This window comes from Halomonas sp. EF61, from assembly GCF_040147045.1.
GTDB classification, from domain to species: Bacteria; Pseudomonadota; Gammaproteobacteria; order Pseudomonadales; family Halomonadaceae; genus Halomonas; species Halomonas litopenaei.
This window is the reverse complement of the sequence record NZ_JAMSHM010000001.1, coordinates 1,353,443-1,365,684: the sequence shown is the minus strand read 5'-3', so window position 1 is coordinate 1,365,684 and position 12,242 is coordinate 1,353,443. Positions and strand designations below refer to the sequence as shown.

Genomic DNA, 12,242 nt, shown 5'->3' with positions numbered 1-12,242 from the left:
GTTAATTAATAAACGCAAGGGACAAGCCAGGAATATAAGTAATAACCAGCAGCGCAAGCAGCAGCACCAGGAAGAAGGGAAGCGAGGACCTCAGGAATTGCAAGGTGTTCAGCCTGGCGATATTACAGCTCACGAACATCAGCACCCCGAGAGGCGGAGTGATCTGCCCGATCAAGAGATTGAAGAGCATGATGACGCCGAAATGGACGAGACTGATATCCAGAGCGTTCAGCAGCGGAATCAAGATCGGAACGAGGACGATGATCACGGCGATGGTTTCCATGAACATGCCGATAACCAGCAACGCAAGGTTAAGCAGCAACAGCACCATCAACGGATCGTCCGTCAGCCCTGTAATCCATGTAACCACCTCCTGCGGCGCTTGCAGAATGCTCAGCGACCAGGCCAAGGGGGCCGAGGCAGCGATAATAATCAGGATGGAAGCAGCTTCACGAGATGTTGAAACAAGCAGCCCGCCCATATCCTTCCAGCTTAATGTCTTGTAGACAAACTTTCCGACGAAGAAGGAATACGCGACAGCGACAGCGGCAACTTCGGTAACCGTAAAGATCCCCATCCGAAAGCCAACGATGATCAGCACGGGCATCAGTAGCGCCCATACCGACTTCTTGAAGTAGCTGGCCACGCGAGAACGTTGGAAGCCTTCATCCTTCGGGTATTGCTTGACGACGCTGATACCGGTGATAAGAAGGGTCAGCAGCAGGGCGATCAGAAGGCCTGGCAAGATGCCCGCAATGAAAAGATCGCCGATGGAGATATTGGCCTGCCAGCCGTACACCACCATCAGGATCGAAGGCGGAATGATCGGCGACAGCGTGGCAGAAGAGGCGGTCAGCGCAACCGAGAACCCCCGATCGTAGCCGTTTCGCTCCATCTGCGGGACCATGACCCGCGTGGTGGCTGCACAGTCGGCAAGAGAAGACCCGGAAATGCCCGCCATCAAGACGCTGGAGAGAACGTTGACGTGGGCGAGCCCGCCTCTCAAGTGGCCTACCAGCGACCGTGTAAAGTCAAAAAGCCGTTCGCTGATGCCACTCTTGTTCATGATGCCGCCGGCGAGCATGAACAGCGGTATTGCCAACAGTGGAAAGGATTCGACCCCGGAAGAAACCCGCTGAGCCAGAACATTCAGCGGAATATCCAGAGAAATAATGGATACGACAGAGGCGCCGAGCATCGCCAGGGCGATCGGCATACCAAGGAGGATCAGGGAAAATAGTATAGCGAGTATAATAATCAGCATTTCACACCTATACATTTTCCATGTCGGTTTCGAATGCATTGAAAGAGCATTCGACCACAGCGTTCACCATTAAATGAAAAACACTGAACACAAAGAATATCGGCATCGCATAGGCGAACCAGGCAAGCGAGATCCCCAGAATAGGAGAGGTACTGCTGGCAACCGTCTGACAGTACTCGTATCCGAGGAACGCCATGGCGCCAAGAATCACGATAGAAAGGACGAGCACCAGCGTATGTACCACACTTCTTATGCTTCTCGGCATCGCAGCTACCACTGAATCTACGGTGATATGCTGCTTTTCAGCAAAAGCCACACTGGTACCGACAAATGTCAGCCAGACAATCAATAGTTTCGACACACTTTCGCTCCAGACAAAGGGAGCACCAAGAATGTATCGAAATGCCACCCCCAGTGTGAGAAGCAGTGCCATCACACCGAGGATCACGCCGATGGACACCTTCTCGGTCGCAAGCAGACCGCTGTTCACTTTTACGAGAAAACTAGTCATGTATCACCATTGACCAATCGCCGCCTTGCCCAGCGCGTCAACTCGGCGAGGCAAGGCGGGAGGTAGCAGTAGTTAGTTGCGATAGTTTTCAATCGCGGTCATGACGCGACGATAGTCTTCTTCACCCCAGCGATCGACCAGGTTTTCCCTGGCTTGCACTGCGGCTTCCTCGAAGGAGGCACGGTCGATATCTTCGATGACGTTGATGTTGCCACCCGCACGAAGCTCTTCGAGCATGGAACCTTCACGCTCGGTCTGCAGCTCGTAGTTCTCCTGGGCAAGCTCTTGAACGACCTCTTGGAGAATTTCCTGATGGCTTTCCGACAGTGACTCGAACTTCTGCGAGTTCATCAGGACAACCTGGCTCTGCAGCATGTGCCTGCTCATGACCAGTTGATCCTGAACTTCATAGAACTTGCGGGAATAGATGGTGGGAATCGGATTCTCCTGTCCATCGACAGTCCCCTGCTGGAGCGCCAGGTAGACCTCGCTGAACGGAATCGGGGTGGGTGAGGCGTCGAAGGCTTTTACCATTTCTACCCACGCCGGCGACTCGGGCACGCGCACCTTGAGGCCCTTCATATCCTCGACGCTATGCACCTCATCACCGTTGAACGTGAGGTTGCGCCAGCCCCAGTACCAGGTCTTTGCCAGAGGTACCAGGTTATGCTGCTCCTTCAGCTCGTCAAAGATCGGCTGATAGGCCTCCCCCTCGAGGATATGCCTTGCTTCATCCCAGCTCTGGAAGATGAAAGGCGCGTTTGAAATCTCCATCGCGGGGAGAAGCGTACTGGCACCGGAGTACCCCGGCACGACAATGTCGATGGAGCCGTTCTTGGACTGCTGGAGCAGCTGTACCTCGGAACCTAGCTGCTCACTCGGGAAGACCTGAACCTTGAGCTCGCCATCGGTCCTTTCTTCTACCCGTTCGCCCAGCTCACCCAGCAATTCATAGCTAGCTTCACCAGGATTGAAAGTATGGCCAAGTCGCAGCGTGGTCGCTGCGTGAGCGGTACCAGCGGCAAACACCATGGCGCCTGTTGAAAGCGTGAAGGTTGCAGCGGTCAATAATGCTTTTGCTTGTTTCATCGAGTCACCTGTTGTCGCTGTTTTTTATCGGCCCTGGTGAGGGCGACCGGGCAGCATGCGGGGCCAAAGCTAAAGCAAATGGTCATTGCGCGCAATGACCATTTTGTGAGACTATAGTCTAATCGCCACGATTGCCAAAGCTGATAGGCTTTCCGCCAGTTTGTGATTTCTCTTCCAGAGGCCGTCCATGCAGCTAATTAACAACACGCCTGCTGTCATTCGTTTGCATCCCCAGGACAATGTCGGGGTCGCCACTCGTGCCCTGCCGAAAGGTATGCCGATTGACGACGATTCGAACCTGTCCTTGCAGAATATTGACGCGGGCCACAAGGTTGCCTTGAAGGCAATCGCTGCTGGCGACAGCATCACCAAATATGGCCAGGTCATCGGCAACGCCAGCAGTGACATTGCTCAAGGCGAGCATGTGCATACGCACAACGTTTCGATGCTCGAGCGGACCACTTCTCTGGAAGGATTTTCGCCGGCAGCGATGACCAACGCCGACGAGAGCGAGCGGCATTTCAATGGTTACCTACGCTCGGACGGCCAGACGGGAACAAGAAACTATATTGGCATCCTCTCCACGGTGAACTGCTCGGCAACGGTCGCAAAAATGGCCGCAGAACAGCTCAATGCATCCGGAGAGGTCGAAGCCCTGGGCTATGACGGAGTCGTTCCGGTAACCCATGGCTCCGGCTGTGCCATGAATACCGAAACAGAAGGCTTCGCCTTTCTAGAGCGCGTCATCGCAGGCTATGCAAGACACCCGAACTTCGCCTTCGTGTTGATCATTGGTCTCGGCTGCGAGACCAATCAGGTCAAGCAATTGGTGGAAAAATCGGGATTGACCGATACATCTCGTCTCTACTACTTCAATATCCAGGATGTTGGTGGCACCAGGGCAAGTATCGAACTGGCGCGCGAGAAGATCCTCGATATGGCCCGTAGCCATCCAAGAGCCGAGCGCCAACCCAGCCCTCTCAGCAACCTTACCGTGGCGCTTCAGTGCGGCGGTTCAGACGGCTACTCGGGCATCACCGCGAACCCAGCCCTCGGACACGCTGCGGACCTCATCGTCAAGCATAGTGGGAGCGTGATCCTCAGCGAAACTCCCGAAATCTATGGCGCCGAGCATCTTCTCCTGGATCGAGCCATCAGCAAGGACGTGGCAAGCAAGCTCCTGGATCGCATCGCCTGGTGGAAGCACTACACAGAGATCAATGGTGCCGAGCTGAATAACAACCCGTCTCCGGGAAACAAGGCCGGAGGTCTGTCGACGATCCTGGAAAAATCGCTGGGTGCCGTCGCCAAGGGCGGATCGACCAGTCTCAACGACGTACTTGAGTATGCCCAGCCACGCACGCAGCCGGGGTTCAATTTCATGGACAGCCCGGGCTACGACCCGGTATCGGTGACAGGGCAGATCGCATCCGGTTCCAATATGGTGTGCTTCACGACGGGGCGGGGTTCGGTATCAGGCTACAAGCCGGCACCGTCCATCAAACTCGCGACAAATACCGCCATGTATGAACGCATGTCCGAAGACATGGATATCAACTGTGGCGTTATCGCTGACGGCATGGCGAGTGTCGAAGAGGTCGGCGAGATGATCTTCGAGCGTATCATCGCGGTCGCATCGGGCGAATCCAGCGCTAGCGAAACCCTGGGGTATGGCAACAATGAGTTCGTCCCGTGGATGGTCGGCGCCGTGACCTAGGCCGACGCCTTGACTGCAGCGGCCATGGGTCACGGACACCAGCGCAACGAAAGCTTGCCGCGAGTGCCCCCTGCGCCTGACAGCGATACGCAGGCAGGGGATGTACGTCCAGCCGATGCAGTCCTTTACGCTAGCCGGCCAGGGTATTGCGGGCCCCGGGGGGCCAAGGCCAAATGGGTCGAGGACAGTCTGTCCGACGACGAAAAGACCGCCCCTGCGAGGCCCGATGCCAGGCCATCAGTCTTACAGCGCTCGGCTTCAGGCCCTTTGGCGCTAGCGGTAGGCAAGCCGACGAACAATGATCTGAGCCAAGCGAATACGGTTTCTTGAAGGGTAGACCCCTCCATTGACACTATCGCCATCTCATCGTGGCAAGCTTCAAGCGCAAGGCCGGAAAACCACCACAACAAAAGCTAAAAAGAATTGTTGCGACACGGTATTGGAGAGTCGAGATGGGTACGCTAAAGGATCAGCTCTACCACATATTAACCGAGAGCATGGAAAGCGGTAGCCTCGAAACGGGGCTTGTTCTGCTGGAAAGCAATATTTCCGAGCTTTTCAAGATTAGTCGTTCCCCTGTGCGTCAGACACTGGAACGGCTTCACAATGAAGGAAAGATCAGCCGCTTTGATGGCAGGGGCTACCTGGTGGGGAGTCAGCCTTCTGACGTTATCAGACGCCAACTCACCGAGAAGGACTTCGCACAATCCAGCGGAAAGATGGCGGTCCGCCGGACCGACTCCTGGCGAAAGTTTGCCGAAGAAATCGAACGTGATATCGTTCTCTGCTCCATGCTAGGTCGTATGGAGCTAAACGAACTAAAACTGGCAAAGTTTCTCGATGTTAGCCGAACCACGACTCAAAAGATTCTCCTTCACCTTCAGTCCCTGGGTGTTGTTGAAAACAACAAGTACAGTAGCTGGACAGTGGTACCACTGGATGATGACAGACTGCATCAGCTATACGAGGCTCGACAACAGCTTGAGCCCTTCATGATCGCCCAAGCCACCGAAAAACTACCCAGTGCCGATATCAAACGCTACATTGACCGGCTCGATAGTGCAGAAAACCAATACCCGAACATCCGGGGAGAGCTTCTCGACGAGCTGGAAAACGACCTGCATCAACATGCCATGATAGCGGGAGGTAACGATGAAATCGTTACCATGCTTCAACGTACCCGCCCCATACTATTGATAAGCAAGCACCTTCTCGGGAGCAAGATCGACTTTCCTCAGAGCGATCCCTTCTTTGACGAGCATCGCGAAGTTTTCAGTTTGATGCTTTCGCGGAAGCCGACTCAGGCTCGCCATTCCCTGTTCAGGCATCTCACGGCGTCAGAGTCCAAGGTACAGCATCGTTTGGAGCAGTTTCGCGATAACCCGGAAGTCGATATCCCGGAATATCTTCGCAGCCCCGGCGGATAGAGAAGTCATTGCTGTAGGGGCTTGGACGACGACGAATTGTCTTCGACAAGCAGGGTCTACCAATGCCAGGTGCCCTGCCCCAACCGGCGCCTGACTCTCGCGCACCTGGGGGACCTCCTTGTAGCCTTGCTACCGCCATGCTCCTCCAACCAGGTTCGCCATGCATCGGGTCGTCTTTCCATTCCGGATTTTCATCAACAAAGCCAATTTCTAGACGGCGATGACTCTTGCCTACCCTCCCTTATAGCCGTCATCTTTCTGGCGATCTGAGCCGCTGGTGGCCAACAAGAGTCCACCATTGTGTCTGTCGGCCAGGGTAGAGCAATGGTCCACCGCCAATTGAGACGGCTAGCAACCATCTGTTATTGAATGATTTTATAGTCTTTTCTGCCTCTCTGCGGCCTCGCCACGGGTATCTTTTGCTTGGCCGACCCGAGCACTTATCGCCTTTTCTTCCGCGTAAATCCGTGGCTCACAAAAGAGCCCTTTTTCGGCCGGGAACTAAACTAAAGTCTAAAAAACGTTCATTGTACGCAATGAACACAGCGTGCTAGATTCGTTACTCCCTACAATCCATAATTAGACGATCCAGGCATGCCAATGAAAGCCATAATCAACACAAAAACCGTCAAGACCGTCACCGCAACGCTGTTGCTCGCAGCCTCCAGTTCTGCCTTTGCTGCCTATCCGGAAAAGCCCATCACCATCATCGTCCCCTGGGCGGCCGGTGGAGGCACAGACGCCACCGCGCGGACCATTGCCACCGCACTCGAAGAGGAACTTGGCCAGACGGTCAACGTCGTCAACCGCACAGGCGGCAGCGGCGTCGTCGGTCATAGCGCCATGGCCACGGCTCGCCCCGATGGCTACACGCTGGGCCTGGTGACTGGCGAGCTCAACATGATGCACTGGCAGGGGCTGACTAACCTGACCTACGAAGACTACACCCCGATCGGGCAGATCAACTTCGACTACCCGGGGATTCAGGTCCGCGCAGATGCTCCCTATGAGTCTCTGGAAGACCTGGTAGCAGCCATCCGGGAAGAACCCAAGGGAACCTTCCAGGCATCCGGTACCGGTCTGGGGGGCGTCTGGCACCTGGCCTTCGCCGGTTTCCTGATGGATCAGGGTATGGAAGCTGACCGCGTCACCTGGATTCCCAGTCAGGGCGCCGCACCGGCCATGACCGAACTTGCCGCTGGCGGCCTGGAGATCGTTCCGAGCTCTGTTCCTGAAGCACGTTCGATGATCGAAGCGGGACGTGCCAAGAGCCTGGGCGTGATGGGACCGGAGCGCATCGAGAGCTTCCCTGACGTTCCGACTATCCAGGAGGCGATCGGCAGCGACTATCTTGTCGGCGAATGGCGCGGCATTGCTGGGCCAAAGGGAATGGATCCCGAGGTCGTCGCTACGCTGGAGACCGCACTGGAAGCAGCTTACAACAGCGATACCTATCAGGACTTCATGTCCCAGCAGGGGTTCGGCACCGAGTGGCGTAACGCGGAAGAGTTCGGCCAGCTGATGGTCGAGATGGACGCGGTCTACGGTGAGATCATCGAGAACGTCGGTCTGGGCAAGTAAGGATTGCTAGATGAGAGATTTCATCTTGGGGCTAGCCTTCATGCTGTCGGGCTGCATCGTCATCTATGTAGCCCAACAGTACCCGACGATGGCTAGCCTGCAATTTGGGCCATCTCTGTTTCCCTCCCTCATTGGGGGAGGGTTTCTTATAGGTGGTTTGTTCCTTTCGGTAAAGCAGGTCCCCATTTTAAAGACCCAGTATGCCAGCAACACTCCGGGCAATAACCGGCCGCTTCCTATCCGGTCGCTCCTGGCGTCACTTCTTCCCTGCGTGATGATTATCTTCTATATCCTCACCAGTGAATTCCTGGGCGCAGCGGTTAGCCTCGCCATTGGTATTTTCGTTCTTATGCTTTCCAGGAAGGCTTCGCTTCTTCTATCCCTGGCCGTATCCATACTCGCATCACTAACCATATATTTTATTTTCTCCACCTACCTAATGATTCCCCTTCCCGAAGGGTTGATGAGATTCTGGGGATAAGTCATGGATACCATTCTTCTAGGGTTACAGCTAGTCTTCAATGTCGAGACATTGCTCGTCATTCTAGCCGCCTCCGTCTTTGGTGTTTTCGTCGGTGCTGTACCAGGTCTTACGGCTACCATGGCGGTGGCCTTGCTGGTCCCGATCACCTTTTACATGGATCCGGTTCCGGCTATCGCGGCGATCGTGACCACATCTGCCATGGCGATATTCTCCGGCGACATTCCTGCGACCTATCTGAACATTCCTGGAACACCATCCTCCGCTGCTTATGTAGGTGACTCCCACCTTCTGGCGCGGTCCGGACGGGCCCGGGAAACCCTTGGCGTCAACCTGGTTTGCTCGGTATTTGGTGGAATCTTCGGCACCATTATTCTTGTCTTCGTTTCTCCGTCACTGGCGGAGGTCGCTCTTCAGTTCAGTTCATTTGAGTATTTCTGGCTGGCCTTGCTGGGTTTGAGCTGCTCGATCTTTATCGCTATCGGCTCCAGGGTAAAGGCCTTCCTGTCATTGATGATTGGCCTTCTCTTGTCCACTGTCGGGCTGGACATGATGAGCGGTGCTCCTCGTTTTACCTTCGGCATCCCGGACCTCATGGCCGGCATCAACTTCATACCGGTCATGATCGGCATGTTCGCGCTCAACGAGTTGATGCTCTTCTATGGTTCACGTGGCGATGGTAGAGCAATGCCGTCGCTCTCCAAGGATAGCGTCTTCAGCCAAGTTCCAGGACACCTGAAGGCCTACTGGCCCAACATGTTTCGCGGAGGATCGATCGGTACCCTGATCGGGGCACTCCCTGGCGCCGGTGCCGACATAGCCGCCTGGATTTCCTACGCAGTGGGCAAAGGTCGCTCAAAGCAAAAGGAGGCATACGGGACGGGCCATATTGAAGGCATTGTCGATGCCAGCTCCGCCAACAACTCTGGCATCAGCGGCGCCTGGGTGCCGGCTTTGGTGTTCGGCATCCCGGGAGACTCCATCACGGCCATCGTCATCGGGGTGCTGTACATGAAGGGCATGAACCCCGGCCCCACCATCTTCATGGATGGCAGTGGATTGATCTATGCGCTTTTTGTCGTCTTTTTCCTGGCTAACCTGGTAATGCTGCCCATTGGATACGCCGCAATACGGTCGGCAAAAGTATTTATCCTGACGCCAAGGAAGGTACTTATGCCGATTATCCTTTGCTTCTGCATCGTTGGCGCATTTTCGATCAACAATTCGATTACCGATGTCTGGATCATGCTTATTATCGGCGCGGTGGCATCGATCCTGGCGAGGTGCGATTTCCCGATGGCGCCCGCCATCCTGGGGCTGGTGTTGGGCACTACCCTGGAAAATAACTTCATGAGCTCCATGCTCAAGAGCAATGGCGACCTGCTGGCCTTCTTTTCACGCCCGATCAGCGCAGGGCTAGGCGCCCTCGTCATTCTGCTGTGGCTCTCGCCGTTGCTGACCATGGCCTACAAGAAGTTCAAGCACGCCAACTCCAACAAGGCACAGGAATTATCATGAGACGCTATACGACACCGTGGTTGGAAGATGTCCTGGTGACACTTTTCAGAGAAGCCGGCGCATCCGAAGAAGTCAGTCGGACGACCAGCAGCATCCTCATCGAGGGAGACCTGCTGGGGCACCATACCCATGGGGTAAAACTGGCCAACGGCTACCTCAAGGACTTGAAGTCCGGCCATGCACGTGGTGATGCGTCGCTGCTCGAATCCCGCCAGATCAGCCCTGTGGCGGCGGCCTACGACGGACACTATATCCTCGGCCCTTACCTGGTCCAGAAGGCGCTTGAGCAAAGTGCTGATGCGGCCAGGACGTCGGGGATCGGTATCGTCAGCATCAAGCGATCCCACCACATTGCCTGCCTGGCCTCCTATCTGAAGCCCTTCGTCGATCAGGGGCTGATGCCGATCATCATGACGTCTGACCCGGCGGTAAAGTCGGTGGCTCCATACGGTGGGCTCGACCCAGTCTACACACCCAACCCGATCGCCATGGGAATCCCGAGCCGAATCCAGCCGATCATGCTGGACGTCAGCATGTCCACCGTCACCAACGGCAGCGTGGCCAAGGCCAGGGCCGAGGGCTCAAGGCTCGATCATCCGGTCATTCTCAGCAACCAGGGAGTCGTCAGCGATAACCCCGCTGACTACTTTACGGACCCTCAGGGCAGCATTCTCCCGCTTGGTGGGCGCGAGTTTGGCCACAAGGGCTTTGCCATGGGATTGATGGTCGAGGCACTGACCTCGGCCCTTGGTGGCTTCGGACGCAAGGACGATCCAAGTGGGTGGGGGGCCTCGGTGACCGTCATGGTGATCGATCCGGCACTATTTGCAGGGAGCCGCGACTTCCTCGACGAAACCGACCACCTGGTCGAAGCCTGTCTGCAAGCCAAGCCCGTTGACCCCGAACGCCCCGTGCGTCTACCAGGGCAATCGGGGCTCCGGCGTCGCACCGAGTTTCTCGATCAGGGCATCCCGCTTCCCGGCGAAGTGGTCGCAGAGCTTCGCAGCGCCATCGAGGATTCGTCATTGAAAGGAACCCTGGACGTTTGAGCCATCAAGGCTGACCGCAATGCTGCGCCAGGGACGAATGAACCAGGGCGTTGTCCCTCGTCCCGGCATCCTGGATAGCCCGGCTCACATAAGCCCGGCTCACATAAGCCCGGCTCACATGAGCCGGGCTATTCACGAGAGGCTATTGGCGTCCTGCGGGGGAAAGGCTGGACAACCACTCCCAGCCAGCATGTAAGCGCTCACTATCACGAATTTTCAAGCCGGTATTGCAGAGCTCAGGCGCTCGTCATACACGCCCTAGGCGCTGTCCGAAAAGTCGACGAGCGAAGGTTAGACAAGGCAAAAATCGGTGAGAAAGCGCAGTTTACGGGGTGTAAATGAGTATTTTGACCGGGCTGGCGTACCAGACGATTTTTAACGCCGTATTACCGAGCGCAGGCACTTTTCAGACAAGCCCTAGAAGGCGAGCATGCCCCCAAGCCCGGATACCCAAAGGCCAATACCAAAGCTTGCGTGTGCCGTCAGGCTGCGAAGCCTGGCGATGTTTGGCCGAGGCGTCCTGCGCGCGGCGATGCCTGCGCCCAACCCCGGTTGCAGTACCAGAAAAGGGGCGAGCACCGTCACCACACCGAACACCAGCGCGGACACGAACGCCGGTCGTTGCTGCCAATCCGATCCGACAAGCACCAGAAACACCAGGGCGAACACCACGCCCGTAAGATAGTGAAACGTCCACCCCAGCGCCGCCTCTGCGCGTATCGGCGCGCTTCCCGAGATGGGGCGATGGACGACAGTGCCTCCCGCCAGGTGACCCAACCAGCGCCCCACCAGGGCGTAGTCCAGAGAGGGAATGCCGAGTACCCGGCGCTGCGCCAACGCGACGACATCCATGAAGGCGGTCGCCCCCACGCCAAGCCAAAGGGCATCAACCAGAAGTTCTGCCACTGCACTACTCCTCCAACAGAGAGAGCCCGCTGTCGAGCCGATCGAAGAGAAACGCGTCCTGAGGGGCAAGAGACGGCAAGGTCGCGCGCTCTCTTGCAGATTCAGGCAAAGCCGAAGTAGCTTACGACCTCAAGTAAACTTGAGGTCAAGCGCCATGCTCGACATCTCCGAGGTCTCCCGGCAAAGCGGCGTCGCCGCCTCGAAACTGCGCTATTACGAAGAGATCGGGCTGATCCGCTCGATCGGACGTAGTGGGCTGCGGCGAGTCTTTGCGCCGGACGTGCTGTCACGCCTGTCGCTGATCGCCCTGGGACAGGCAGCCGGGTTTTCGCTGGCCGAGATAGGCGACATGCTTGGCCAGGAAGGCAAACCCGACATCGACCGCGAAAGACTGGGTGCCAAGGCGGACGCCCTGGACCGGCGCATCAAGCAATTGAGCGCGATCCGCGATGGACTGCGCCACGCCATGACCTGCACCGCACCTCGCCACCTTGAATGCCCCACCTTTCAGCGCCTGATGCGCATCGCGCTTGCCAGGCAGTCAGCGCGGGGGCCTGGGCGACAAGGGGCGAATGGAGCGAAAGCGGCGAGAACCCAGCAAGGACAAACAAGACTGAAACGAGATGGCTGAACTGATCTCTGCCACTAGCGCAAAAAAGGCCCGACTCCTCGAAACAGGAGCCGGGCCTTTTTCAACAC

The 12,242-nt window shown here is 56.5% G+C and carries 11 protein-coding genes; 7 read left to right on the top strand and 4 right to left on the bottom strand.

All coding sequences use genetic code 11. The features are described 5' to 3' along the window. Position 1 precedes the first annotated feature (1 nt). The 3 genes from NFI08_RS05910 to NFI08_RS05900 form a co-directional block, all read right to left on the bottom strand. A complete protein-coding gene (locus tag NFI08_RS05910; RefSeq protein WP_052704569.1) occupies positions 2-1,264 on the bottom strand; it encodes a TRAP transporter large permease in 1,263 nt (420 codons plus the stop codon). Positions 1,265-1,271: 7 nt separating this feature from the next. Continuing rightward, complete coding sequence (locus NFI08_RS05905) at positions 1,272-1,775, bottom strand: TRAP transporter small permease (protein ID WP_045995214.1); 504 nt, start codon at positions 1,773-1,775, stop codon at positions 1,272-1,274. Between the two features lie 72 nt (positions 1,776-1,847). Beyond that, positions 1,848-2,864, bottom strand: a complete 1,017-nt coding sequence (locus NFI08_RS05900) for a TRAP transporter substrate-binding protein (RefSeq protein ID WP_348827372.1) — start codon at positions 2,862-2,864, stop codon at positions 1,848-1,850. A 187-nt stretch (positions 2,865-3,051) separates the two neighbouring features. On the opposite strand from NFI08_RS05900, the gene NFI08_RS05895 reads away from it, so the two are divergent. From NFI08_RS05895 to NFI08_RS05870, 6 genes are all read left to right on the top strand, one after another. Then, positions 3,052-4,581, top strand: a complete 1,530-nt coding sequence (locus NFI08_RS05895) for a UxaA family hydrolase (protein WP_349587956.1) — start codon at positions 3,052-3,054, stop codon at positions 4,579-4,581. 368 nt (positions 4,582-4,949) lie between these two features. After that, positions 4,950-6,008, top strand: a complete 1,059-nt coding sequence (locus NFI08_RS05890) for a GntR family transcriptional regulator (RefSeq protein WP_239452634.1) — start codon at positions 4,950-4,952, stop codon at positions 6,006-6,008. A gap of 600 nt (positions 6,009-6,608) precedes the next feature. Beyond that, on the top strand, positions 6,609-7,589 hold the full coding sequence (locus tag NFI08_RS05885; RefSeq protein ID WP_045995210.1) for a tripartite tricarboxylate transporter substrate binding protein: 981 nt from the start codon (positions 6,609-6,611) through the stop codon (positions 7,587-7,589). 10 nt (positions 7,590-7,599) lie between these two features. Next, positions 7,600-8,070, top strand: coding sequence for a tripartite tricarboxylate transporter TctB family protein (locus NFI08_RS05880; RefSeq protein WP_045995209.1), 471 nt, complete (start codon positions 7,600-7,602; stop codon positions 8,068-8,070). A 3-nt stretch (positions 8,071-8,073) separates the two neighbouring features. Continuing rightward, a complete protein-coding gene (locus tag NFI08_RS05875) occupies positions 8,074-9,588 on the top strand; it encodes a tripartite tricarboxylate transporter permease (RefSeq protein ID WP_045995208.1) in 1,515 nt (504 codons plus the stop codon). After that, the gene (locus NFI08_RS05870) at positions 9,585-10,637 is read left to right on the top strand and encodes an Ldh family oxidoreductase (RefSeq protein WP_349587951.1); all 1,053 of its coding nucleotides are present in this window, start codon (positions 9,585-9,587) and stop codon (positions 10,635-10,637) included. Before NFI08_RS05875 ends, NFI08_RS05870 begins: the two co-directional genes overlap by 4 nt. A gap of 417 nt (positions 10,638-11,054) precedes the next feature. Here NFI08_RS05870 and NFI08_RS05865 read toward each other — a convergent pair whose 3' ends face one another. Then, the gene (locus tag NFI08_RS05865; protein WP_349587948.1) at positions 11,055-11,543 is read right to left on the bottom strand and encodes a DUF2938 domain-containing protein; all 489 of its coding nucleotides are present in this window, start codon (positions 11,541-11,543) and stop codon (positions 11,055-11,057) included. Positions 11,544-11,697: 154 nt separating this feature from the next. On the opposite strand from NFI08_RS05865, the gene NFI08_RS05860 reads away from it, so the two are divergent. Further along, a complete protein-coding gene (locus NFI08_RS05860; protein ID WP_349587945.1) occupies positions 11,698-12,174 on the top strand; it encodes a helix-turn-helix domain-containing protein in 477 nt (158 codons plus the stop codon). Positions 12,175-12,242 lie beyond the last annotated feature (68 nt).

Excerpts from the sequence above, each read along its gene's own strand:
- NFI08_RS05910 (WP_052704569.1), bottom strand. The coding sequence starts at position 1,264 with ATGCTGATTATTATACTCGCTATACTATTTTCCCTGATCCTCCTTGGT.
- NFI08_RS05905 (WP_045995214.1), bottom strand. The coding sequence starts at position 1,775 with ATGACTAGTTTTCTCGTAAAAGTGAACAGCGGTCTGCTTGCGACCGAG.
- NFI08_RS05900 (WP_348827372.1), bottom strand. The coding sequence starts at position 2,864 with ATGAAACAAGCAAAAGCATTATTGACCGCTGCAACCTTCACGCTTTCA.
- NFI08_RS05895 (WP_349587956.1), top strand. The coding sequence starts at position 3,052 with ATGCAGCTAATTAACAACACGCCTGCTGTCATTCGTTTGCATCCCCAG.
- NFI08_RS05885 (WP_045995210.1), top strand. The coding sequence starts at position 6,609 with ATGAAAGCCATAATCAACACAAAAACCGTCAAGACCGTCACCGCAACG.
- NFI08_RS05880 (WP_045995209.1), top strand. The coding sequence starts at position 7,600 with ATGAGAGATTTCATCTTGGGGCTAGCCTTCATGCTGTCGGGCTGCATC.
- NFI08_RS05875 (WP_045995208.1), top strand. The coding sequence starts at position 8,074 with ATGGATACCATTCTTCTAGGGTTACAGCTAGTCTTCAATGTCGAGACA.
- NFI08_RS05870 (WP_349587951.1), top strand. The coding sequence starts at position 9,585 with ATGAGACGCTATACGACACCGTGGTTGGAAGATGTCCTGGTGACACTT.
- NFI08_RS05860 (WP_349587945.1), top strand. The coding sequence starts at position 11,698 with ATGCTCGACATCTCCGAGGTCTCCCGGCAAAGCGGCGTCGCCGCCTCG.